Raw genomic sequence first — 22,980 nt, forward strand, 5'->3', positions numbered from 1 at the left:
AAGCTAACAAATGCGGTTTACGATAAAGCTCAAGCTGCTTCTAACCTTTGCTGTCGTGATCGCCATGCTTGTTGGCACGGCCATCTACAGCATCACAACCCTCGGCCAGGTCAACAATAACTGGTCCGATACTCTGTCAGGACCCGCGGAACGTCTCCGGCTGGCCCAGAATCTGGATATCGCCGTTCTCCAACAGCTGAGGCAGCAGAAAAACATGCTGTCGTCCGGTTCGGTCGACGAGACCAAGAACTATATCGCAAAGAGCGATGCCGCACGCACGACCTTTGACGCCGATTTCGCCAAGATCCTTGACAATACCACCGATCAGGACATGCCTCTCTGGTCGCAGATCAAGGATCTTAGCGCCAATTGGCGTGATGCCGACGACCGCATTCGCAGCATGATGCTTGCCGGCGACAGCGCCGGGGCGCTTCACGTTTCGTCCACCGCGGCGCGTGAAACGAGCGCCAAGATCGACAGTGTGTTGGCCCAGACATTCGAAACCGAACGCGCCCGGCTGAAGCAGGCCGACCAGGATGCTGCAAACGATTATGCAAACGCACGGTCCATCCTGATCGCCATAGCATCTGCGGCATCGATCATCGCGCTCGTTTCGGCGATCGCGATTATTCTTTCGATCAACAGGGGCATCAACCGCGCCGTCAACACGGTTCAGACGGTTGCCGAGGGCGATCTGACGGAATTCGCCAAAATCACCACCAGGGATGAAATCGGCGAGCTTCTTGGCCATGTCAACGCGATGATCGAGCGGCTGCGTGGTGTCGTCGCCGATGCGCTGTCTGCCTCCGACAACGTATCATCGGGCAGCCAGCAGCTATCGGCCGGGTCCGAGCAGCTCTCGCAGGGTGCCACCGAACAGGCCTCCTCTGCCGAAGAGGCCTCGGCCTCGATGGAGGAGATGGCCGCCAACATCAAGCAGAACGCCGACAATGCCGCCCAGACGGAAAAGATCGCCCGCCAGTCCGCCAGGGATGCCGAGGTCAGCGGCCAGGCCGTCGACCGCGCCGTCAACGCCATGCGCACCATCGCCGAGAAGATTTCCATCGTTCAGGAAATCGCGCGCCAGACCGACCTGCTCGCCCTCAACGCGGCAGTGGAAGCCGCCCGCGCCGGCGAGCACGGCAGAGGCTTTGCCGTCGTCGCCTCCGAAGTGCGCAAGCTTGCCGAACGCAGCCAGGCCGCAGCCGCCGAAATCTCCAGCCTCTCGGGCGAAACCGTCACGGTCGCGACCGAGGCCGGCGAAATGCTCTCGCGTCTCGTTCCCGACATCCGCAAGACGGCCGAACTGGTCGCCGAGATCTCGGCTGCCTGCCGCGAGCAGGATATCGGCGCCTCACAGATCAACGAAGCGATCCAGCAACTCGACAAGGTAACGCAGCAGAATGCCGGCGCTTCGGAAGAGATGTCGGCAACCTCCGAAGAGCTTGCCGCCCAGGCCGAGGAGCTGCAGGCCTCGATCGCCTTCTTCAAGGTCGATCAGGCGAATGCACGCAAGGCCCAGGCCGCGCACCATCCCGTCCATCAGGCGATCAGCCCGGCCAAGACCAGGCCTGCCGCCAAGGCGCCGATTGCCAGGGCACCGGCTGCCCGCGCCGACAATAGCGTCGCCGCACAGCAGGCCCGCCTCAAGGGCTTCTCCCTCGATATGTCCATGGGTGGGCCTGACGCCGATGACAATGACTTTCGCCAGAGCGCCTGAGCGGCTGGCTGACATCAACAAGATCTGGCGCCGGAAGGCGCCGGATCAAAGGCTGGCGGATGGTATCGCAGGCCTCAAGAACCGGTTCCGGTTCGCGGAAGGGTGAATGTATCGGTCTTCGCGCATCAAGACGGTTTCCGTCTGACTTATTCGACCTTCAATCATCGGACCTCTCCATCCCCAGGAGTCTTTTAGAGATGCGCTTTACCATCAAATTCAAACTGGCCTTCGCCTTCGGCCTTCTGATCGTGCTGTCGACCGGGATGTCGGTTCTGGCGATCATGAGCCTGTCCTCCCTCAATTCGGCCATTACGAACATCATCCAAGGCCCGGCTGCCAGTCTGCGCAATTCCGGCGATCTTTCCAGCGCCGTGCTCGATGCGATCCGCAACGAAAAGAACGCCATCCTCAACAACGATCCGCAGGCGATCAGCGGCTATATCGATGAAGTTCATGCAAAAGAGGTAACGATCGAGCAGATCGCACAGAAACTATCCCAGAGCGCTAACGAGGAAGTTGCCAGCAAGAGCGCGGAATTCCTGAAGCAGCTTCCGGCCTGGAAGCAAATTGACGACCAGGTCCTTAAGCTTGCCGTCGAGAATACGGAGGAAAGCAACCGCAAGGCAGGAGAGCTCTCCATGGGCGAGGGGCGCAAGGCAAGCGCGGTTCTTCTGGATGCCGTCAACGCTGTCAACAAGGCGATCGTCGCCGATCTGCATCAAACCGACGAGTCGACCAATGAACAATATGCCTTCGCGCGAAACCTTCTGCTCACCTCGCTGGCCGTCATGTTCGTGCTCTCGACTGCCATCGCCCTCTGGATCGCGCTCGGCATCAACAACGGCCTGAAGAAGATCCAGGCGGTTGCCGAAGGCGTCGCCATAGGCGATCTCAACCAGAATATCGAGATCAAGACCAACGACGAAATCAAGGATCTCGTCGACACCATCAATGTCATGACCGGAAACCTGCGCAACACCGCAACGATCGCGGACCTGATCGCCAACGGCGACCTGACGGTGAAGCCGAAGCCGATGTCGGACAAGGATACACTCGGCATGTCGCTCGAGTCGATGGTCGAGCGGTTACGTGGTGTCGTCGCCGATGCGCTGTCTGCCTCCGACAACGTATCATCGGGCAGCCAGCAGTTGTCGGCCGGGTCCGAGCAGCTCTCGCAGGGTGCCACCGAACAGGCCTCCTCTGCCGAAGAGGCCTCGGCCTCGATGGAGGAGATGGCCGCCAACATCAAGCAGAACGCCGACAATGCCGCCCAGACGGAAAAGATCGCCCGCCAGTCCGCCAGGGATGCCGAGGTCAGCGGCCAGGCCGTCGACCGCGCCGTCAACGCCATGCGCACCATCGCCGAGAAGATTTCCATCGTTCAGGAAATCGCGCGCCAGACCGACCTGCTCGCCCTCAACGCGGCAGTGGAAGCCGCCCGCGCCGGCGAGCACGGCAGAGGCTTTGCCGTGGTCGCCTCCGAAGTGCGCAAGCTTGCCGAACGCAGCCAGGCCGCAGCCGCCGAAATCTCCAGCCTCTCGGGCGAAACCGTCACGGTCGCGACCGAGGCCGGCGAAATGCTCTCGCGTCTCGTTCCCGACATCCGCAAGACGGCCGAACTCGTCGCCGAGATCTCGGCTGCCTGCCGCGAGCAGGATATCGGCGCCTCGCAGATCAACGAAGCGATCCAGCAGCTCGACAAGGTAACGCAGCAGAATGCCGGCGCTTCGGAAGAGATGTCGGCAACCTCCGAAGAGCTTGCCGCCCAGGCCGAGGAGCTGCAGGCCTCGATCGCCTTCTTCAAGGTCGATCAGGCGAATGCACGCAAGGCCCAGGCCGCGCACCATCCTGTCCATCAGGCGATCAGCCCGGCAAAGTCCAGGTCTGCTGCCAAGGCCCCGATTGCCAAGGCACCGGCTGCCCGCGCCGACAACAGCGTCGCCGCACAGCAGGCCCGCCTCAAGGGCTTCTCCCTCGACATGTCCATGGGTGGGCCTGACGCCGATGATGCCGAATTCAAGGAGAGCGCGTAAATGGCTGTGCCCGACTCAGAAGCCCAATATGTGACCTTCGGCCTCGACGACGAATGCTTTGCCGTTCCCGTCGAGGTGGTCAGAGAGATCCTGGATCATCAGGATGCCTTCCGCATTCCGCATGGGCCGGACTATCTGCTCGGCCTGCGCGACGTGCGAGGCCAAGGCGTACCGGTCATCGACCTGCGCCTGCGCCTTGGCATGTCCAGAACGACAAAGACCCCGCATACCCGCATCCTCGTCATCGATGTGAAAATCGCCGACAAGGCGCTAACGCTCGGCCTCGTTGCCGACCGGGTCTTCGAGGTCACGTCCTTCAAACATCAATCGGTCGAAAGCGCCCCCGATATCGGGGTGCGTTGGCCGTCCGAATATATTGCGGGCGTCGTGCGCCGGGAAACTGGATTCGTTGTCATCATCGACCTGGCGAAACTCTTTTCGCCGGCCGACGCGGTTTCGCTGGTCAGCGCGGACGCCGGTCGGACCGTTGCCGGATCCGCCGTCATTTGAGTGAGAGTTAAAGTGCCAGCCCAGGATCTGAGAGACTACGGTGACAACGGGTTAAGCCGGCGGAACTTCGACCAGCTTGCCCGCTACATTTACGACTATAGCGGCATCAAGATGCCACCCGGCAAGCGCACCATGCTGGAGGGGCGGTTGAGGCGCCGGTTGAGGGCAACCGGCATCATCGATCTTGATGACTATTGCGACTACCTCTTCAAGCGCGGCGGCATCGATCGCGAGGCCATACACCTCATCGATGCGGTCACGACCAACAAGACCGATTTTTTCCGGGAGCCGAAGCATTTCGAGCATCTGGAAAGCTCCGCCTTGCCTGAGCTTCTGGCAGCCGGCCACCGCCGGCTGCGCGTCTGGAGTGCAGCCTGCTCCATCGGAGCCGAGCCCTACACCATAGCCATGGTGATAGAGGATTATCGCGAAGCCAACGGTGCGCCGGACTACAGCATTCTCGCCACCGATCTTTCCACAGATGTCCTCAAGGCGGCCCGCAGGGGCGTCTATCCGATCGCGATGGTCGATCCGGTCGATCCGCAAAGGCGCGAACGCTATGTGATGGAGGCCCGCGACCCGCAACGCGGCGAAGTGCGCATCCATCCGACATTACGCGCAAGAATCGGCTTCGGCCGTCTCAACCTCATGGATCGGGCCTATGATATCGGCGACAAGGTTCACATCGTTTTCTGCCGCAACGTCCTGATCTATTTCGACAAGCCGACCCAGGAAAAGGTGCTGTCCCGGCTTTGCGACAAGCTGGTTCCGGGCGGCTTTCTTTATGTCGGTCATTCCGAAACTATCAGTGGGCTCAACCTGCCGGTGAAGCAGGTCGCCAACACGGTTTTCAGAAAGGTCTGACACATGGCCAGAAAGATCCGCGTGCTTATTGTCGACGACTCCGCCAGCGTGCGCCAAGTGATGACACAGGTGCTCTCGGCGGATCCGGACATCGAGATCATGGGGGTCGCCGCCGATCCCTTCGTGGCCGCGAAGAAGATTCAGGAAGAAATTCCCGATGTCATCACGCTCGATGTCGAAATGCCTCGCATGGATGGGATCACCTTCCTGCGCAAGCTGATGGCGCAGCGCCCCATTCCGGTCGTCATGTGCTCCTCCCTGACCGAGGCCGGTTCGGAAACCCTGATGCAGGCGCTGGAGGCCGGCGCCGTCGACGTCATCCTGAAACCCAAGATCGCGGCCGCCGATCATCTGGCGGAGACGGCCGCGATGATCCGGGAAACCGTCAAGGGCGCCGCAGCAGCCCGGCTTGGAACCACGCGTCGGCGCCTGGTTGCCGCAAGCGGACCGACTGCCAAGCTGACAGCCGATGCGGTGCTGCCGCCGCCGAGCGGCAGGGCCATGGCCAAGACCACGGAAATGATCGTCTGCGTGGGCGCGTCCACGGGCGGCACGGAGGCGCTGCGCGAACTGCTGGTGGCACTCCCGGCCAACACGCCCGGCATCGTCATCGTGCAGCATATGCCGGAGAAATTTACCGCTGCCTTCGCCAAACGCCTGAACAGCCTTTGCGAAGTCGAGGTCAAGGAAGCCGAACACGGCGACCCTGTGCTGCGCGGCCACGTTCTGATCGCACCCGGCGGCAAGCACATGCTGCTGGAACGGTAGGGCGCTCGTTATGTCGTTTCCATTAAGGAAGGTCCGCTCGTCTCCCGGCACCGGCCGTCCGTCGATGTCCTCTTTCGCTCCGCTGCACGATCGGCTGCGGCCAACGCCATGGGCATCATCATGACCGGCATGGGTGACGACGGCGCCCGCGGCATGAAGGAAATGCACGCGGTCGGGGCCTTTACCGTCGCCCAGGACGAGGAGACATCCGTCGTTTTTGGCATGCCCAAGGAAGCGATCGCCCATGGTGGTGTCGATAGGACCGTGGCGCTCGATCAGATCGCCCGCGAGATCCTGGCTGCCGATAAACGGCATTGATGGTAACGGTGCGCAAAGCCACTGCCGGGGCGGATTGCAGCCTCATTCAAAATGGTTTGTTAACCATAAATGCGTAACCATCTCCACAAGCCATGACAGCCCCTCGCCCATCCCATTGCGTTGCCCGACCGATCACCCCACGGAGTGCCCATGGCCGTTCTGACCTTTGCCAATACGAAAGGCGGCGCCGGCAAGACCACCGCCGTCGTCATCGTCGCCTGCGAGCTCGTCAGAATGGGCTTTTCGGTGGCTGTGCTGGACGCCGACCCGCAGTTGTGGATTTCCAAATGGTATGAGCGGATGGGCGACAGGGCGCCATCTTCGCTATCCGTCATTCCCTATGTGACAGCCGCCAATCTCGGCCAGCATGCACGCAAGCTGCGCGACGAGGTCGATTTCCTTCTCATCGATTTGCCCGGCGCCCGCAGCCCCCTGCTCGCACAGGCGCTCGGCTATTCGAACTATGTGCTCATCCCCGTCCAGGGATCCGCCATGGATGCGGAGGGCGCCACCAATGTCATCGAGCTTCTCCAGTATCTGGAAGATCGCGCCGATATTCGTATCCCGCACTCGGTCGTGCTGACCCGCGTCAATCCGATGGTCACCACGCGCGCACTACAGTCGGTGAAAGAACTGCTCTCGAGCCGGCGGGTCCATGTGCTCTCCACGCCCATCATCGAGCGCGCCGCTTATCGCGAAGTCTTCGGCTATGGCCAAACCCTCTATTCGATCGACCCGGAAAGCGTCAGCAATCTCGACAAGGCCCGGCAAAATGCCCAGGCTCTCGCCCAGGAAGTTCTGCGCCGCATTCTGCCCTATAGCGGCCGCGTCGATCAGACAAAGGCCGACGAACTCAAACGCTCGGCCTGACCAGCGCCCAGGTTTATGGGCCTATTCGCCGCCTGCGCGGCGCGTGGTGACGCAGCGCATTGGCGACATCTTGCCGACTTCGTACACGTAAAACGCCGGCTGACGCGCTTGCCCTTTGCGTTGCCTTTTCGGCAATCAATAATCCGCATAATTGTTCTTTATTAGAACGCTGAATTCCCCCATCATCGCTCCATCGGTGGATAACGAGACGAAAAGTCCGATCGCCCGATCAACAGGGGAACTATCAGAATGTCTCAATTCATGATGAATCGGCGCCGCTTCCTATCCAATGCTGCGTTGGTCGGGGGTCTCGCCGCGACGCAGACTTTCATCGGTATTCGCGCCGGCAAGGCTGCCGATGTCGCCGAGGTCCGCATGCAGCTCGGCTGGCTCGCTTCCAACGGCCTGATCGGTGAAGTCGCGGCCCAGAAGAAGGGCTTCTTCACCGAACAGGGCATCGATCTCACCATCGTGCCCGGCGGCCCGAATGTCGATGGAGTGGCCGGCGTGGCCGCTGGACAATCCACCATCGGCCAGATTTCTTCGAGCCCCTCTGTCATGCTCGCGCGCTCGGCCGGCATGCCGGTCAAGGCGTTTCTTGCTGGTTATCGCAAGCACCCCTTTACCTATTTCTCGTTGAAAAAGGCGCCGATCCGCGAGCCGAAGGACATGATCGGCAAGACGATCGCCACTCAGCCCACCGCTTTCATCCTGCTGCGCGCCCTTCTCGCCAAGAACGGCATTCCGGAGGACAAGGTGAAGATGGTCAACATGGGCTCCGACATGAACCAGCTGATCACCGGCCAGGCCGATGCGGTGACCGGCTGGGTGACGAATACCAATGCGCTGAAGGTGCTGGGAGATGATCGCGTCGACATGATGCTCTGGGATGCCGGCCTGCAGCTCTACGCCAACGTCTACTACACGACCGACGAGCAGCTGGACAAGCATTCCGACGTGCTGGTCCGCTTCACGACGGCAGCCGCCAAGGGTTGGGGCTATGTTCGCGACCATCCGGAAGAAGCCGTCGGCATGCTGGTGGAAGCCTATCCCAATCTCGACAAGGCAAGCGAACTGGAAGCAGTCCATTCGGTCATCGACTTCTCCTTCGGCGACAGCACCAAGCAAACTGGCTGGGGCGCGATGAACAAGGATAATTGGACGGCTCAGATCAAGGCCTATGCCGACCTGAAACAGTTTGCCGGCACGGTTCCGACCGTCGACGATGTTGCCACGATGGCGATCCTCGATGCGACGACCGACATTCGCAAACAGATCGGGTGATACGATGATGAGTGCCGCCACCATCAAGGAGCCGATGCCGCGTGCCGAAACCGCACGGCTTGCGGTCTCCGTTCGCGATCTCGACATCCGCTTCGGAGACAGGGGCAATGAGGTCACCGCCCTGTCCAACGTCTCAGTCGATATTCCCGAGGGCTCGTTCGTCACCATGCTGGGACCATCGGGCTGCGGCAAGTCGACCCTGCTGCGCTGCATCGCCGACCTCGTTCACATCAGCAACGGCTCGGTTTCGGTGTTCGGCCGGCCGCCGCGCCAGGCACGCGAAGGCCGCGATTTCGCCTTCGTTTTCCAGGAGGCGACGCTGCTGCCATGGCGCAGCGTCATCGACAATGTCCGCCTGCCGCTCGAAGTCGGCAGGCACGACAAGAGCTCTTATGCCGATCCGATGGAATTGCTGGCGTTGGTCGGCCTGAAAGGACGCGAGAACGCCCTGCCGCATGAGCTGTCGGGCGGCATGCGGCAGCGTGTGGCGATCGCCCGCGCATTGGTGACAAAGCCGCGCATCCTGCTGATGGACGAGCCGTTCGGCGCATTGGACGAGATCACCCGCGACAAGCTCAACGAGGAACTGCTGCGCATCTGGCGGGAAACGGGAACCACCATCATCTTCGTGACCCATTCCATCCCGGAAGCGGCCTTCCTCGGCCAGCATGTGCTGATGCTGCAGGCCCATCCCGGCCGGGTGAAGGATTTTATGAAGGTCGACCTGCCCTATCCCCGTGCGCTTTCCATGCGTGACACGGTGGATTTCATCAGGGTTACAGCCCATCTGCGCGCCCTGCTGGAGGAATGCATATGAGCAACGCCGTGCACTCCGAAATCCGTGGGGTCACCAAGGCGCCGCGCAAGGTGGCTCTCCTCGACGCGACCATCGGCGTCCTGTCTTCGAACATGCCGGCGATCCTCGCCGCACTCGGCTGCATCGTGCTGTGGCAGGCCGTCATCTGGATCTTCAAGATCCCGACCTTCATGGCGCCAGCGCCGGTCGATGTCCTCTATGCGTTTCGCGACAATGCCGCGACTCTCACGCGCAACCTCCTGCCGACGCTGCTCGAAGCCGTCCTCGGTTTCGTCTTCGGCAATCTCGTTGCGATCCTGCTGGCGATCTGGTTCGTTCACAGCGCAACCGCAGAGAAGGCCTTCTATCCAATTGCGGTCTTCATCAAGGCGATCCCGATCATCGCCGTCGCGCCGATCCTGGTCCTGATCTTCGGCAACGGCGTCGCCCCCAAGATCATCATCGCCGGCCTCATCTGCTTCTTCCCGACGCTGGTCAACATGGTTCAGGGTCTTCGCTCGGCGAGCCCCGCAATGCTCGATCTCATGAGGGTTCTTTCGGCCAGCAATTCCGAAATCCTCTGGAAGGTTCGTCTTCCAAGCTCGCTGCCCTTCCTCTTCGCCGCCCTGAAGATCGCGGCGACCAGCAGCGTCATGGGGGCGATCGTGGCCGAATGGATCGGGTCCAGTTTCGGGCTCGGCGCGCTCATCATCGAGGCAACCTATAATTTCCGCTCGCCGCTTCTCTACGCAACGGTGGTGATTGCCGCCCTGCTCGCCGTGATCCTGTTTTTCATCGTGTCGATCGCCGAGGCGAAGATGGTCCGCTGGAAACCGGCCGGCCAGCACTGAGCGCTCAAGAACAACATCAAGGAAACACCAATGACACAGGTTATTCATCAGCCTGCACGGGATATCTCTGTCGTCGATCGCTCCGATGTGGTGGTGGTCGGCGGCGGCCCGGCCGGCATCGCAGCAGCGGTATCAGCCGCCAGGAACGGCGCAAGCGTCACGCTTCTCGAACGCTATCCCTATGTCGGCGGCCTTGCCGCCGGCGGCATGGTGCTGGTGCTCGACGACATGATCAACGAGCTTGAGATTACCGTGCGCGGCATCTGCATGGAAATGATCGAGCGGATGAAGGTCTGGGGCCTTTGCGTCACGCCGACCGATCGCGACCGCATGATCGAGTTCAGGGAGACGCCGGAGGCCTGGCAGCGCTGGGCGCGTTGGGGTCTATTCGACTTCCACACCCAGGCGATGCCGCATCCGATCTGCTTTTCGGCGGCATTCGATCCCGACGCATTCAAGCGCGCCGCCTACGACATGATCGGTGAAGCCAAGATCAAGCTTAGAACCCATAGCTGGTTCTCCTCGGCTATCGTCGAGGATGGGACGATCAAGGGCGTGATCTGCCAGACGAAGGAAGGCATGCAGGCCATCCTCGGCGACGTCGTCATTGACACGACAGGCGATCTGGATGTGGCCGCCAGCGCCGGCGCTGCACATATCGAATCCAATTTCATCCTGACGACGGTTTCGCGCTGGGGCGGCGTCGATACGGAGGCCGCCGAGCGCTTCGAGCGGCAGGAGCCCGAAGCCTTCAAGGCGCTCGATCATGAGGCCAAGCGGCTGATCGGCGGTTGCTGGTCCTTCTGGTGGCTGAAAACCCCGCTGCCGGGCATCGTCTGGCTGAACTGCCCGCATATGCCGACACTGAGCGGCCTGAAAGTGGCGGATCTGACCAAGGCCGAGATCGAAGGCCGCTCGCGCATAGCCAAGCTGCTCGAATTTGCCCGCCAGAAGATGCCGGGCTTCGAGAATGCCTATGTCGTCGATTTCGCACCGCAGACCGGCGTGCGCCAGACACGACAGCTGGAAGGCGCTTACGTCGTCACCAAGGACGACGTCATGTCGCGCCGTCACTTCGCCGATACGGTCTGCCGCGGCCGCGACTACTACACGCCCTACCGGGCGATGCTGCCGAAGGAGATCGATCAACTGATCGTCGCCGGCCGGCACTATTCGGCAACCCCGCAAGCACAGAAGGCCAGCCGTGAAATCCCGCCCTGCATGGCGATGGGCGAGGCGGCAGGGGTCGCGGCAACAGTCGCCCTCAACGCGGGAACGACCGTCCGCAAGGCCGATGTCAGCGCAATACAGAAGCAGATGCGGGCTCAGGGAGCCGATCCCGGCGACATTCCCTCGGAGAACGCGACATATTTGGAGGCTGCAGAATGACGACTTTGCCACTCGACGGAATTCGCGTGATCGATTTTACGCAGGTGATGCTTGGCCCATCCTGCACGCAGGTCCTGGCGGATTATGGTGCCGAGGTCATCAAGATCGAGAAGGTCAAGATTGGCGATCTCTCCCGCTGGTCGCTCGGCTCCGATCCGGACGGCCTTAACAATCCCGTCTTCTGCTCGTTGAACCGTAACAAGAAGAGCCTGGCGCTGGACCTGAAAGATCCGACGGCACAAAAGTCCGTGCTGACGCTGATCGAGACGGCCGATGTCGTCGTCAACAATTTCCGCCCTGGCGTCATGGAACGCATGGGCTTCGGCTACGAAGACCTGAAAAAGATCAACCCGCGCCTGATCTATGCCGTCGGCACCGGCTTCGGCTTAAGCGGCCCCTACCAGCACAAGGGCGGCCAGGACGTGCTGGCGCAGGCCGTCTCCGGCGTCATGCGCCGCAAGTCCGACAGCAGCCATCCGACGTCAATCTACGCGACGCCGCTCGCCGACTATTCGGCCGGCATGCATCTTGTCCAGGGGATCCTGCTCGCTCTCCTGCAGCGCGACAAATCAGGCGAAGGCCAGCAGGTGGCCGTCAGCCTCTACAATTCCATGATCGCCATGCAGATGCAGGAAGGCACGACGCATCTGATGCGGCAGAAGGACCTGAACTGGGGCGCCTTCCCGCTGACCGGCGTTTTCGAAACCACGGATGGCGCCATCGTCATGGTCGGGGCCTTCAAGCCAAATCCGCTGCGCGATATCTGCGAGGCGCTTGAAATTGAGGACCTGTCGCAGTATCCGCACTACAAGGATTTCGACGCCCAGATGGCGCTGCGGCCGGAATTGCAGGCAATCTTCCGCGACAATTTCGCCAAAAACAGTACGGCGCACTGGATCGAGCGGCTGGAGGGTGTCGATATCCTTTGCGCGCCGGTGCGCTCACTGCCGGAAGCGCTGAAGGACGAACAAACCGTCATCAACAAGATGATCCTCGAGGCCGGCGAGACGGCGGCCGGTCCGATCCGCCTCATCGGCTCGCCGATCGATATGTCTTCAGCGCAGGTGACCGTGCGGATCGCGCCACCGCGACTTGGCCAGCACAATGACGAAATCCTGGCTTCGCTTTCCGAACTCCAGGGAGACGCGGCATGAGCGTCGCCTTTTCAGTCGAGGATCGGGTTGCGCGCGTGACGCTCGACCGGCCGGACCGGATGAACGCCGTCGACGCCGAGACCGAGGCGGAGCTTGAGGCGATCTGGTCGGAGATAGAACGGCGCGACGATATCAGCTGCGTTGTCCTGACCGGTGCAGGCGAGAGAGCCTTCTGCGCCGGCGCCGACCTAAAAGGCGGCAGCGGCAGTTCCGGGGTCGACTATTGGGCTGTCGGACGCGAGAACGGCTTTGGTGGCCTCGCTTTTCGCCGCTCGCTCGACGTGCCTGTCATTGCCCGCGTCAACGGCTATGCGCTCGGCGGCGGCTTCGAGATGGTGCTCGGCTGCGATATTGTCGTCGCCGTGGAAACCGCCCGCTTCGGCCTGCCTGAGGCGCGCGTCGGCCGCATGCCGCTCGATGGCGGCATGATCCTGTTGCAGCGCAAGATCGCCTTCAATCGCGCCATGGCCGTCATGCTGACCGGACGGCAATTCAGCGCCGACGAGATGGCGGGCTTCGGCATCGTCAACGAGGTCGTGCCGGCTGCAGAGCTTGACGCCGCCGTCGATCGCTGGATCTCGGATATCGTCGCCTGCGCGCCGCTGTCGTTGCGCGCCATCAAGCAAACGGTGAACCGCACCGCCCATCTGAGCCCGGCGGAAGCCCAGGCCCTGCGAACGCCGGCCCTGATCAAGGCACTGAAAAGCGAGGATGCCATGGAGGGTGTCGCTGCCTTCAAGGAGAAGCGCGCTCCGATTTGGCGCGGCAAGTAGGCATGCTATAGCTTCGAGATTGCCGAGGGCTTTTCATGCATGCCAGCATCCTGAAGTATTTCGCCGAGGTCGCGCGCTCCGGATCGATCCGCAAGGCATCCGACGAGTTGCATGTCGCAACCTCCGCCGTCAGCCGCCAGATCAAGAAGTTGGAGGACGAGCTCGGCACACCGCTGTTCGAGCGCTTCTCCGATGGCTTGCGGTTGACGTCGGCAGGAGAAATCGTGCTGCGGCACGCCAAGGAAACGCTGCATGAATACGAGATCATGAAATCCAATCTCGGCGATCTCCACGGCAAAAGCACCGGCCGCGTCCACATCGCCGCGCTCGACAGCCTCGCCATTCAGTTCCTGCCGGAATTCGTGTCCAGCTTCCACAAGAAGCATCCGGCAGTGGATTTTCGGATCCGCACCGACAATTACAACAATATTTTCCGCTTCCTCGCCGAGGGAGACGTCGATATCGGCGTGACCTTCGATCTCGCCCGTCCGCATGACATGAAGCTCATCCATGGCGTGCCCATGCCGTTGATGGTGATCGTTTCCAGAACCCATCCGCTCGCGCGGCAAAGGTCGGTGACCTTGCAGGAATGCGCCCAGTTCAACATGCTGCTGCAGCTCGATAACGAAGTCATGAGCTCGATGATCGCGGTTGAGCTCGGCGCGCTCAACCGAGTCGGCCGCACGCTGGTCGCCACAAACAATCAGATGATGCTCAAGCCCCTGATCCTCTCCGGCGAAGGCGTCGCCTTCTTCACGCCGCTCGGCCTCCTGCGCGAGCTGGAGGCGGGAGAGGCCGTCGCGATCCCGATCGCCGGCTCGAAACTGCACAATCTTGAGGTCGGCATCGTCGTGTCGCGCAGGCGCCAGCTCACCCACGCGACCGAGGTCGTCGCCAAGGCGATGGGCGAGGAGCTGGCGAAATTCGGCGAAAAGATCAATGCCGTGGTCGGAAGATAAAGGAAAGCGGTGATATCGGTGCGGTTGCTGCTCAATCCCGGCCATGCGCCGGCCCGAAGGATCGAGAGCGAGGCGGAGCTACCGCCGGCGCTGAAAGCCGCCAACGTCGGATCCGGCGATCTGGTGTTGCCCTCGCCGGTCAACGCGCATGATCACGGCTACGGTATCCGCACAATGGATTTCGGCGCCCTCGACGATGCTTTGGAAGTATGGATACCGGGTCTGAGACTGCGTCCGCGCACGGACCCTTATCTGGAGGCCCTCGTCGCCTTCGGCCGGCTCGCCAGAACCGGCGTCGGCGCCACCATGCATTGCCATAATTCACTGAATGTCGACCGCCTTGTCGACGAGGCAAAGGATGTCATGCGCGCCGCCAGCGATATCGGCATCCGGCTTGCGCTGTCCTGCCCGCTGCTCGACCGTGATGCCTGGGCCTATGACGGAGGGCCGCAACGGCTCAAATCCTTCCTGTCGGCAAGCGATTGGCAGGCCTTGGAGCCGACCATTCCTGCCTATGCGCCGATCCGCACGCAACTTGCAGCGGTCGAGGCAGTTGCGGCAGCAAACTCCAGCTCGCTGGTCGATGTGCAATATGGACCCATCGGGCCGCAATGGTGCTCAAACGCGCTGCTTGAGTCGATTGCGGAGGCGTCCGCCGTAAGCAACAGGCGCATCCACATGCATCTGCTGGAAAGTCCGCGCCAACGTATCTGGCTCGACCGACGCTTTCCTGAAGGCGTGGTCAACTATCTCGACAGGATCGGCTTCCTGTCGCCGCGCCTGGCAGTCGCGCATGGTGTGCAATTGCGCCCCGACGAATATGCGTTGTTGGCCGAGCGCGGCGTCCAGCTTGTCAGCAATCCTACAGCGAACCTGCGCCTGCGTTCTGGGGTGGCGCCGGTCGCTGCGATCGCCGAAGCCGGCGGCCCTGTCTTCGCCATCGGCCTCGACGGCACCGGGTTTGACGACGATCAGGACCTCTGGCGGGAGATGCGGCTGCTCCATCTCGTGCATGGAGGCCGCGGACTGATCCGCCGGCTGACGGCAGGACAGCTATTCGACGCCGCCATCCGGACCGGTGCCCAGGTCATCGATGCACAAGACGCCGATGATTTTACCGTCGTCGACTATCAGGCCATGATCGCTGACGCGCTATTCGACGACATCGACGAGGCGGAAGTCCTGCTGACGCGCATGAGCGCCGCATATGCCAAGGGACTGATTGTTTCGGGACGTGAGGTGATGCGCGACGGGAAATTGACTGGCGTCGATTTCGATGCCGCCCTGCGGGAGTTGAAAGCACAGGCGAAGACCGATTTGCCTAGGCTCGAGCAGCAACGCCCCCTCGTCCGCGCCTTGTCCGAAGCGACGAGAGCCTATTACGCGGCCTGGCCTGGTGTCTCCTGATGTTGCTCCACTGGAGCCTCATGCATCGACCGACGCTCCAATCCGCAATGCATCGAGGCTCTCGAGCCTGGCCCTATCGGTGATCTGCAATTGCGGCGGAAGCACCTTGTTCCAAATCGCATTTCCGCTCCGTTTGCCGACGAGATATTTGACGGCGGGAATAAGGGGGTGGGAAGCAATGGCTTGCCGCAGATTGCGAACGCGTTCGGAGAGCAACGCATCCTGCTGATCACGCCATAGCCGTTGCGACGAGCGAGGGTCGATATTGACCGTCGCCGAGATGCAGCCGGCATAGCCATCGCGATCGGCATCGGCAAGCGCCGCCTCGCTGCTGGGAAAGACGGCAAAATCGCTGATCCTTGCAAGCTCGCGCGCATAGGCGAGATTGCCGGAGCTGTCCTTTGCGCCATTGATCCGCTCCGGAAAGGCCTGTGCGAGCCGCGCCGAAAGCGCTGGCGAGAATTCGATGCCGGTCAATTGCGGAAAATTATAGAGATAGATCGCGATCGGCGTCTCGGCCGTCATCCTCGCGAGTTCGGCAAACCAGGCGAACAGCCCATCCTCGTCCACGGGCTTATAATAATAGGGCGGCAGGACGAGAGCGGCGGCAAAGCCGAGGTCGAAGGCCCGCCTCGTCAGCGCGACCGTGGTTTCCAGATCCGGTGTACCGGTGCCGACCATCATTCTGCCGCCGTCCAGCCCACGGGCCGCGGTCGCCATCAGCGCACTGCGCTGAGAGGCCGAGAGGGAATTGGCCTCCCCGGTCGTCCCCAGCACGTTCAAAAAATCGCAGCCATTATCCAGGCACCAGCGAGCATGCTCGATGAAAGCATCGCCATCGATATCGCCGTGATGGTCAAAAGGAGTTGGCACGGCGGCAATCACGCCGGCTATCCGGGTCTGCGTCACGAGAAGGCTCCTCACATGGTCTCACAAGCGGTTTTCGGAAGGTCCGCGATAGGCGGCGACAAAGGGATGGTCCTGGCTGGTCGTCCGGCTCTTGTCCCAGCCGCCGGGGGCACCCCAGCCGGTCACTTCGTCGGCAAAGAAATCACGGTTGACGTCACGGAGGAACAGCCGCTCCGCCGGCATTTCCTGATCCCACAGAATAGCGTCGACGGGACAGACGGAAAGACAGAGCCCGCAATTGATGCACTCCTGCGGCTGGATATAAAACATCCGGCCGCCTTCGTAGATGCAGTCAACAGGACAGGCGACGGTGCAGTCGCCATCCTTGATATCGATGCAGGGTTCGGTGATGACATAAGCCATGAAATTCGCCTCGCGGCGCGCTCTGCGGCCGCCTTGAGCCAAACTATGACAAACAAAGGCGTTCTGAAGAAGCGCTGATTTGCGGCTCTTTCATTGCCGAAACGGCAACGGTAAAACGGCAGACATGCAGCATGGTGCCGGCTGTCATCTACGCCACGCTCTCTACTTCCGCCGTCTCATGTTGACGACGACGACCCCAAAGATCGCCAGGGCGCCGCCGATCGCGCCGATCGTCGAGGGAGTTTCTCCCAGCCAGAGGAAGCCGATAAGCGTTGCTGTCGGCGGTACCCCGTAGAGGAAGTTGGATGCCCGTGCAGCCGAAAGCCGCTTCAGGGCGATGGCCCAGGTAACGTAGCCGACCGCGGTCGGAAAGATCACGAGATAGGCAACGCCCCAGTTCACATCTGCCGGCGCGGCGGCCAAGGCTCTGAGGGTGGCGGGCACGGCCGGAAGAAGCGGAATGGAGCCGATGAACAGCACCCAGGCAGTCACCGTCAATGCCGGCAGCCGCCCGAGAACGGGCTTTTGCAGGACGCTGGCGATTGCCGAGCAAAGAGCAGCGCCGAGGATCAGCATGGCGTTTGGATCGAAGCTGAACCCATCGCCCGTTCCGGCAGCGATCAACGCCACGCCGCCGAAGGAAACCGCCGTGCCGATCCACCCCCAGAAGCCGAAGCGCTCTCCGAGAGCAAACATGGCGATCAATGCCGTGAACACCGGCATGGTGTTGATGATGAAGCTCGCAGGCCCCGCCGGCACGGTCTGTTCGCCTGTATTCAGCAGCACCGCATAGGTGGCGATGAAAAGGATTGCGGCAATCGAGATCCGCAGGAGATCCCCTCTTGTCGGGACGCTCCATCTGAATGCCAGATAGCCAAGAGCGATGACGCCCGCCGTCACATAACGGGCCGTCGCAAGTTCTATCGGCGTCAGGGGCCCGAGACAGATGCGGATGACGACGAACGAAGAAGCCCAGAAGATGATCGTGACGACAACAGCCGAAAAGGCCACCAGATCAAACCTGCCCTTTACCCCCACGTCGCTCGTCAACATGCTCATGCTCGACTCCCATCCATTTGCATGGGAGTGGAATAGGCCCCCAATACGTGCTTGAAAAGCACCGCAATCAATGATCAGCTGTGTTTATGGTTCACAGCTCGCAAGCACTGCCGCCGCTCGATACACTTGAAACCTTTGCACGCGCGGCCCGCCTTGGCTCCTTTTCGGCAGCTGCCGAAGAAGGCGGCATCACCCATGGCGCCGTCTCAAGACAGATATCGCGGTTGGAGCGCTGGCTCGGTGTGCGGCTCTTTGCGCGGCAGCCGCGCGGCGTGAGCCTCACTCCGGAGGGCATGCGCTTCTTTGCCCGCGCTGAGGAGGCCCTTGCCCTTCTCAGCGACAGCGGCGAGCGCTGGCTTCCCCGGCGCAACAAGGCGACGGTTCGTCTTTCCCTCACACCTTCCGTCGCGTCGTTATGGCTGTTCTCCCGCCTGCCGAAGCTCGAAGGCAACGACATTCATCTCGAGCTGATCCTTGAACATCGTCTGGCGGACTTTGGCGAGGGAACGGATCTCGCCATCCGCTGCGGCAAGGGGCCGTGGGCCGGTGTGCGCGCTCTGCCCCTCTGGCACGAAAGATCCTTTCCGATCGCTGCGCCTTCGCTGGCGGAAAGGCTTGGGCAGAATCGCGATGCGCAATCGCTGCTCGCCATGCCGATCCTGCACGATTCGAACATCGAGGGCTGGCGGCGCTGGCTCGCTCCGGAGGGCGTCGAATACCTGCCGCGTGGACAGGACCGGCGGTTCGAGGACTACAATCTCGTCATCGATGCCTGCGTTCAGGGCGTGGGCGTTGCATTGGCACGACCGCCGCTATCGGATGCGGCAATTGAAAGCGGCAGGCTGGTACCGGTTTCCGACAGGGCGATAGACTACCACGTCTCGTTTCACCTGATCCGGCCCGACAGTGCCCTGAGCGGCCCCGCCACGGAACTTGCAAAGCGCCTCCTCGGCGAAGCGGGCCATGACGAGGCGACGATCGCAGCCTTCACCGCACCGACGCGGGCGCGCGCATAGGAAGACGCCATATTGTTCCGATCCAATGCAGCAAGTGCCGCTAACGGCAACACCTGGCCCAGAGCGAACCTTCGTCAGCCGGTCGACACGGCGGTAAAAACCGCCAACTGAGCCTCGAAAGCACGCTTGTATGCGGGCCGCGCCTCACCGCGAGCAACATAGGCGGAGAGGTTCCGATATTCGTCCAGTAGACCCGAGCTTTTCAACCTGAGCAGCACCGACACCATCAGAAGGTCACCGGCGCTGAACTTGCCGTCGAGCCAGTCGGCATCGCCGAGGTGACCGGAAAGTTCGCTCAGCCGCTTGCGGATGCGTTCCTCGACCATGGGCAGGCGCTGCTCGTACCAGGTCTCGTCACGCTCCAGGAGCTTGGCGACTTCGCGATCGACGATCGGCGCCTCCATCGTGGTAAGCGCGGCAAACATCCATGTGATGGCGCGCGCCCGGGCCTTGGCATCGTCCGGCAGCAGGCCTTGATAGTGCTCCGCGATATGGAGCACGATCGCCCCCGACTCGAACAGGACGAGATCGCCTTCTTCATAGGTCGGAATCTGCCCGAACGGATGAAGCGCGAGGTGTGTGGGTTCCTTCATCGCTTTGAACGAAAGAAGACGAACGTCGTAAGGCTGACCGACTTCTTCGAGCGCCCAACGAACGCGCATGTCACGCGCCAGACCCTTGCCGCGATCGGGCGACCGTTCAAAGGCGGTAATAGTAATCGTCATCGCCGTTCTCCATAGCTTGTCTGTCTTGAAGACGATTGGCTAAACGAGATTCCGACACGACATGCTCGAGATAGCCGTCACGGTCGGTTCAAATGCAGCTCAAAGGATGCGCTCCATGCACATCAGCCAGCATCCTTCTACACGCGCACGGCGCCGGTGAAAACGACATGGGCGGCGTGCAAAGACGACACTGCGAAAGTCGAACATTGGCCCGAACTCCATTCGCGTGGAACCACGCGGTATCGTGACTGTTCGAATACATTCAACCCGTCATGTATTGAATGTTGCAGCGGCCGTGGACCAAAGATTTCTGGACATGGGCGCGCACGCCGAAGACCCGGCCGATCAGTTCCTCCGTCAGAACATCTTCGGGAGCTCCGGCCGCAACCACCTCGCCCTCCTGCAGCACGGCCAGGCTGTCACAGAACATGGCCGCCAGATTGAGATCGTGCAGGGCAATGATGCAGGTGACGTCGAGCTTCGAGACCAGTCCCAGAATATCGAGCTGATGCTGGATATCGAGATGGTTCGTCGGCTCGTCCAGGAGCAGTTCGCTGGGGGTCTGCGCAAGGGCTCTGGCGATATGGACGCGCTGACGCTCGCCACCCGACAAGGTCTGCCAGAACTGCGCCGCCCTGCCCTGCATGCCCACACGCCCAAGCGCATCGAGGACGACCGCATCGTCACGAGCGCTCCAGGCCGACAATGGGCCGCGATGCGGCGTGCGACCAAGGCGAACCACGTCTATCACGGTCACCTGCGTCTCCGTCGTCGCCTGCTGCTCGACCAGCGCGATCCGGCGGGCGATATCGCCGCGCGGGATGGCCGCGATATCGTTGCCGCCGAGCCGGATGATGCCGCTGCGTACTTTTCTCAAGCGGCAGATCAGCCGCAGGAGGCTGGACTTCCCGGAACCGTTCGGTCCGAGCAGACCGAGGACCTTTCCCTTCTCCACCGTCAGGCTGATGCCGTTGACGATCAGCGTGTTGCCGGCCGCGAAGGTTACCTTGTCGACCGCGATGCTCATGCCGTCCTCCGGGCGCGATAGAGAATGATTGCGAAGGCCGGGGCACCGAACAAGGCGGTGACCACGCCGATCGGCAGGATCTGCTGAGGGATGATGATCCTCGAGACGATATCGGCGCCGACCATGAAGATCGCGCCGGCAAGCGCCGCCGCCGGCAGCAGCCGATCATGACTGGGGCCGACCAGAAAACGGGCCGCATGCGGGATGACGAGACCGACAAAGCCGATCGAGCCGACGATGCTGACGACCGCAGCCGTCATGAGCGCCGTCGTCCCAAGCAGGACGATCTGTGCACGCCGCACCGCAATGCCGAGCGAAGCCGCAGCATCGGTGCCAAAGACGAAGGCGTCCAGAACCCGGACATGTCCCATGCAGATTGCAAAGCCGACAATGGCAACCGGCCCCGAAAGATAGACATCCGGCCAGCGCACGCCGCTCAACGAGCCGAGCAGCCAGAACATGACACCCCTTGCCTGCTCGGCATTCGCCGATGTGGTGACGATATAGGAGGTGAGTGCATTGAAGAGCTGCGAGCCGGCGACGCCGCACAGGATAATCCGCTCGCTTGTGCCGCCGACGCCCGTAGCCAGGAGGCCGACGAAGAGAAAGGCCGCGATCGCGCCGAGGAAGGCCCCGCCCGAAAGGCCCAGGATTCCCGAGCCGAGACCGAGGATCATGACGCAGACCGCGCCGGTCGAGGCGCCTGCTGAAATGCCGAGCACATAGGGTTCGGCGAGCGGATTGCGCAGCATGGCCTGCAGGATCACGCCGCTCAGCGCCAATGAGGCGCCGGCGCTGGCGGCCACAAGCGCCCGGCTGAGCCTGTAGTCCCAGACGATACCCTGATGGATACGGCTCAACTCGAAATCCGTCCCCAGCAGCCGGTTCGCAACGGCCTTGGCTGTGGTGGCCAGCGGAATGGAAATCTCGCCGATCGACACGGCAAGGCTGATCATGAGCGCCAGAAGCACGATTGCGGCGATGGTGAGCGCCAATAGCGCCCACCGCTTCTGCCGTCTTGCGATCCCGCGCATTTATTGCGCCAGGCCGAAGGACTTGATGCCCTTGGCCAGGGTCTCGATGCCGTCGATGGTCCGGATGGTGGGATTCATCGACTGCGCGTCCATCATCACGAAGTGCTTGTTCTTGACTGCATCGAGCTGGCTCGTGACCGGGTCCTTCTCGAGGAAATCGAGCTTGACCTTGGGATCGTCGGCCGCGTAGCGCCGGCGATCCATCGTCGCGATGACGACCACGGCCGGATTGGCCTGCGCGATCGTCTCCCATCCAACCAGCGGCCATTCCTCCTCCGTCGTCACGACGTTCCTGGCGCCGAGTGTCTTGAGGATATACGCCGGCGCACTGTTCTTGCCGGCGATGAAGGCATCGCCGTTGACTTCCTTGCTCGAGAACCAGAACACGATCGGCAGGTTCTTGGCCTGTGCGCCGGCAATTGAAGCCACTGCTTCCGCCTGACGCTTCTTGAGGTCAGCGATCAGCGCATCGCCGCGATCCCCGACGTCGAAAATCCGCGCGAGTTCATCGATCTCCTGATAGATCAGGTCCATCGTGAAGAGTTCCTTGCGCACGCCGTCACCGCCGTCGGCATTGACCTTGGCAACGCAGTCGGTCGGCGCGATGTAGGTGTTGATGCCAAGCCCGGAGAACTGCTCGCGCTTGCCGACCGAACCTTGCGGACCGACATGCCATTCGAATTCGGCGGCAACGAGGTCCGGTTCCTTGCCGACAACCGCTTCGAAACTCGGGTCATTATCGGCAAGACGTGGGATCTTGCCGTTGGCTTCCGCATATTGTGGCAGAACAGGCCCGACCCAGACGGCCGTTCCGACGATCTTGTCGGCAAGGCCGAGCGACAGCAGGATCTCGGTCATGCCTTGACCGATAGACAGGATCCGAGCTGGAGCCTTTTTAAAGGTGACCTGCTGGCCGCAATTGTTGATGGTGAGGGGATACTGGGTCGCTGCAAAACCGGGAGCTGCGAAGCCGGCAAGGCCGAGCGCAAATGTAATGGTCGTCAGAAAATGGCGCATGAAAGATCTCGATAGGGATGAAAAACTGAGTGACGTCAGCGCAACAGCGCTCAGGCACACCGCAGCCGGTTGCGGAAATCCCAATCAAGAACGAAGAGTGCCGGGTAATATCGAAGGCTCAGGTCAATCATTCT

At 61.7% G+C, this 22,980-nt stretch carries 21 protein-coding genes and 1 pseudogene; 15 read left to right on the forward strand and 7 right to left on the reverse strand.

What is annotated here, in order from left to right:
• Nucleotides 1-10 precede the first annotated feature (10 nt).
• From AB8B29_RS27950 to AB8B29_RS28015, 14 genes and pseudogenes are all read left to right on the forward strand, one after another.
• Nucleotides 11-1,720, forward strand: coding sequence for a methyl-accepting chemotaxis protein (locus AB8B29_RS27950; protein WP_174157208.1), 1,710 nt, complete (start codon nucleotides 11-13; stop codon nucleotides 1,718-1,720).
• Between the two features lie 197 nt (nucleotides 1,721-1,917).
• Nucleotides 1,918-3,753 carry a methyl-accepting chemotaxis protein gene (locus AB8B29_RS27955; protein WP_174157207.1) on the forward strand — a complete coding sequence of 612 codons (1,836 nt, stop codon included), beginning with the start codon at nucleotides 1,918-1,920 and terminating at the stop codon, nucleotides 3,751-3,753.
• A complete protein-coding gene (locus AB8B29_RS27960; RefSeq protein ID WP_037191744.1) occupies nucleotides 3,754-4,263 on the forward strand; it encodes a chemotaxis protein CheW in 510 nt (169 codons plus the stop codon).
• 12 nt (nucleotides 4,264-4,275) lie between these two features.
• A complete protein-coding gene (locus tag AB8B29_RS27965; protein ID WP_037191746.1) occupies nucleotides 4,276-5,127 on the forward strand; it encodes a CheR family methyltransferase in 852 nt (283 codons plus the stop codon).
• 3 nt (nucleotides 5,128-5,130) lie between these two features.
• A pseudogene (locus AB8B29_RS27970) lies at nucleotides 5,131-6,213 on the forward strand (protein-glutamate methylesterase/protein-glutamine glutaminase).
• A gap of 150 nt (nucleotides 6,214-6,363) precedes the next feature.
• Entirely contained in the window at nucleotides 6,364-7,083 is a 720-nt protein-coding gene (locus tag AB8B29_RS27975) for a ParA family protein (RefSeq protein ID WP_037191751.1), read from the forward strand.
• A 249-nt stretch (nucleotides 7,084-7,332) separates the two neighbouring features.
• Nucleotides 7,333-8,367, forward strand: a complete 1,035-nt coding sequence (locus AB8B29_RS27980; protein ID WP_037191755.1) for an ABC transporter substrate-binding protein — start codon at nucleotides 7,333-7,335, stop codon at nucleotides 8,365-8,367.
• Nucleotides 8,368-8,371: 4 nt separating this feature from the next.
• Complete coding sequence (locus tag AB8B29_RS27985) at nucleotides 8,372-9,184, forward strand: ABC transporter ATP-binding protein (protein ID WP_037191757.1); 813 nt, start codon at nucleotides 8,372-8,374, stop codon at nucleotides 9,182-9,184.
• On the forward strand, nucleotides 9,181-10,014 hold the full coding sequence (locus tag AB8B29_RS27990) for an ABC transporter permease (protein WP_037191759.1): 834 nt from the start codon (nucleotides 9,181-9,183) through the stop codon (nucleotides 10,012-10,014). The genes AB8B29_RS27985 and AB8B29_RS27990 overlap by 4 nt, the downstream gene beginning before the upstream one ends.
• A 30-nt stretch (nucleotides 10,015-10,044) precedes the next feature.
• Complete coding sequence (locus AB8B29_RS27995) at nucleotides 10,045-11,403, forward strand: FAD-dependent oxidoreductase (protein ID WP_037191761.1); 1,359 nt, start codon at nucleotides 10,045-10,047, stop codon at nucleotides 11,401-11,403.
• A complete protein-coding gene (locus AB8B29_RS28000) occupies nucleotides 11,400-12,557 on the forward strand; it encodes a CaiB/BaiF CoA transferase family protein (RefSeq protein ID WP_037191763.1) in 1,158 nt (385 codons plus the stop codon). Before AB8B29_RS27995 ends, AB8B29_RS28000 begins: the two co-directional genes overlap by 4 nt.
• Nucleotides 12,554-13,330: an enoyl-CoA hydratase-related protein gene (locus tag AB8B29_RS28005; protein WP_037191767.1), complete on the forward strand. Its 777-nt coding sequence runs from the start codon at nucleotides 12,554-12,556 to the stop codon at nucleotides 13,328-13,330. Before AB8B29_RS28000 ends, AB8B29_RS28005 begins: the two co-directional genes overlap by 4 nt.
• 35 nt (nucleotides 13,331-13,365) lie before the next feature.
• A complete protein-coding gene (locus tag AB8B29_RS28010) occupies nucleotides 13,366-14,289 on the forward strand; it encodes a LysR family transcriptional regulator (RefSeq protein WP_037191769.1) in 924 nt (307 codons plus the stop codon).
• 12 nt (nucleotides 14,290-14,301) lie between these two features.
• Entirely contained in the window at nucleotides 14,302-15,696 is a 1,395-nt protein-coding gene (locus AB8B29_RS28015) for an amidohydrolase family protein (RefSeq protein ID WP_037192055.1), read from the forward strand.
• A gap of 18 nt (nucleotides 15,697-15,714) precedes the next feature.
• Here the strand turns inward: AB8B29_RS28015 and AB8B29_RS28020 are convergent, their stop codons facing one another.
• The 3 genes from AB8B29_RS28020 to AB8B29_RS28030 form a co-directional block, all read right to left on the reverse strand.
• Complete coding sequence (locus AB8B29_RS28020; protein ID WP_037191772.1) at nucleotides 15,715-16,605, reverse strand: dihydrodipicolinate synthase family protein; 891 nt, start codon at nucleotides 16,603-16,605, stop codon at nucleotides 15,715-15,717.
• Nucleotides 16,606-16,626: 21 nt separating this feature from the next.
• The gene (fdxA, locus tag AB8B29_RS28025; RefSeq protein WP_037191774.1) at nucleotides 16,627-16,968 is read right to left on the reverse strand and encodes a ferredoxin; all 342 of its coding nucleotides are present in this window, start codon (nucleotides 16,966-16,968) and stop codon (nucleotides 16,627-16,629) included.
• A 162-nt stretch (nucleotides 16,969-17,130) separates the two neighbouring features.
• Complete coding sequence (locus AB8B29_RS28030; protein ID WP_037191776.1) at nucleotides 17,131-18,027, reverse strand: DMT family transporter; 897 nt, start codon at nucleotides 18,025-18,027, stop codon at nucleotides 17,131-17,133.
• 86 nt (nucleotides 18,028-18,113) lie between these two features.
• Here AB8B29_RS28030 and AB8B29_RS28035 point away from each other — a divergent pair, with 86 nt between their 5' ends.
• On the forward strand, nucleotides 18,114-19,043 hold the full coding sequence (locus AB8B29_RS28035) for a LysR family transcriptional regulator (RefSeq protein WP_037191777.1): 930 nt from the start codon (nucleotides 18,114-18,116) through the stop codon (nucleotides 19,041-19,043).
• A 74-nt stretch (nucleotides 19,044-19,117) separates the two neighbouring features.
• Here AB8B29_RS28035 and AB8B29_RS28040 read toward each other — a convergent pair whose 3' ends face one another.
• From AB8B29_RS28040 to AB8B29_RS28055, 4 genes are all read right to left on the reverse strand, one after another.
• A complete protein-coding gene (locus AB8B29_RS28040; RefSeq protein WP_037191780.1) occupies nucleotides 19,118-19,768 on the reverse strand; it encodes a glutathione S-transferase family protein in 651 nt (216 codons plus the stop codon).
• 262 nt (nucleotides 19,769-20,030) lie between these two features.
• A complete protein-coding gene (locus AB8B29_RS28045; RefSeq protein ID WP_037191782.1) occupies nucleotides 20,031-20,795 on the reverse strand; it encodes an ABC transporter ATP-binding protein in 765 nt (254 codons plus the stop codon).
• Nucleotides 20,792-21,829: a FecCD family ABC transporter permease gene (locus tag AB8B29_RS28050; RefSeq protein WP_037191785.1), complete on the reverse strand. Its 1,038-nt coding sequence runs from the start codon at nucleotides 21,827-21,829 to the stop codon at nucleotides 20,792-20,794. The genes AB8B29_RS28045 and AB8B29_RS28050 overlap by 4 nt, the downstream gene beginning before the upstream one ends.
• Nucleotides 21,830-22,846, reverse strand: a complete 1,017-nt coding sequence (locus AB8B29_RS28055) for an ABC transporter substrate-binding protein (RefSeq protein ID WP_037191788.1) — start codon at nucleotides 22,844-22,846, stop codon at nucleotides 21,830-21,832.
• Nucleotides 22,847-22,980: the final 134 nt, after the last annotated feature.

Source organism: Rhizobium sp. 11_C7_N12_5 (genome assembly GCF_051811145.1).
Taxonomy (GTDB): Bacteria; Pseudomonadota; Alphaproteobacteria; order Rhizobiales; family Rhizobiaceae; genus Rhizobium; species Rhizobium lusitanum.

Bases quoted from the DNA above. Each gene is read 5' to 3' on its own strand.
- AB8B29_RS27950 (WP_174157208.1), top strand. From the start codon at position 11: ATGCGGTTTACGATAAAGCTCAAGCTGCTTCTAACCTTTGCTGTCGTG.
- AB8B29_RS27955 (WP_174157207.1), top strand. From the start codon at position 1,918: ATGCGCTTTACCATCAAATTCAAACTGGCCTTCGCCTTCGGCCTTCTG.
- AB8B29_RS27960 (WP_037191744.1), top strand. From the start codon at position 3,754: ATGGCTGTGCCCGACTCAGAAGCCCAATATGTGACCTTCGGCCTCGAC.
- AB8B29_RS27975 (WP_037191751.1), top strand. From the start codon at position 6,364: ATGGCCGTTCTGACCTTTGCCAATACGAAAGGCGGCGCCGGCAAGACC.
- AB8B29_RS27980 (WP_037191755.1), top strand. From the start codon at position 7,333: ATGTCTCAATTCATGATGAATCGGCGCCGCTTCCTATCCAATGCTGCG.
- AB8B29_RS27985 (WP_037191757.1), top strand. From the start codon at position 8,372: ATGATGAGTGCCGCCACCATCAAGGAGCCGATGCCGCGTGCCGAAACC.
- AB8B29_RS27990 (WP_037191759.1), top strand. From the start codon at position 9,181: ATGAGCAACGCCGTGCACTCCGAAATCCGTGGGGTCACCAAGGCGCCG.
- AB8B29_RS27995 (WP_037191761.1), top strand. From the start codon at position 10,045: ATGACACAGGTTATTCATCAGCCTGCACGGGATATCTCTGTCGTCGAT.
- AB8B29_RS28000 (WP_037191763.1), top strand. From the start codon at position 11,400: ATGACGACTTTGCCACTCGACGGAATTCGCGTGATCGATTTTACGCAG.
- AB8B29_RS28005 (WP_037191767.1), top strand. From the start codon at position 12,554: ATGAGCGTCGCCTTTTCAGTCGAGGATCGGGTTGCGCGCGTGACGCTC.
- AB8B29_RS28010 (WP_037191769.1), top strand. From the start codon at position 13,366: ATGCATGCCAGCATCCTGAAGTATTTCGCCGAGGTCGCGCGCTCCGGA.
- fdxA (WP_037191774.1), bottom strand. From the start codon at position 16,968: ATGGCTTATGTCATCACCGAACCCTGCATCGATATCAAGGATGGCGAC.
- AB8B29_RS28030 (WP_037191776.1), bottom strand. From the start codon at position 18,027: ATGAGCATGTTGACGAGCGACGTGGGGGTAAAGGGCAGGTTTGATCTG.
- AB8B29_RS28035 (WP_037191777.1), top strand. From the start codon at position 18,114: ATGGTTCACAGCTCGCAAGCACTGCCGCCGCTCGATACACTTGAAACC.
- AB8B29_RS28040 (WP_037191780.1), bottom strand. From the start codon at position 19,768: ATGACGATTACTATTACCGCCTTTGAACGGTCGCCCGATCGCGGCAAG.
- AB8B29_RS28045 (WP_037191782.1), bottom strand. From the start codon at position 20,795: ATGAGCATCGCGGTCGACAAGGTAACCTTCGCGGCCGGCAACACGCTG.
- AB8B29_RS28050 (WP_037191785.1), bottom strand. From the start codon at position 21,829: ATGCGCGGGATCGCAAGACGGCAGAAGCGGTGGGCGCTATTGGCGCTC.
- AB8B29_RS28055 (WP_037191788.1), bottom strand. From the start codon at position 22,846: ATGCGCCATTTTCTGACGACCATTACATTTGCGCTCGGCCTTGCCGGC.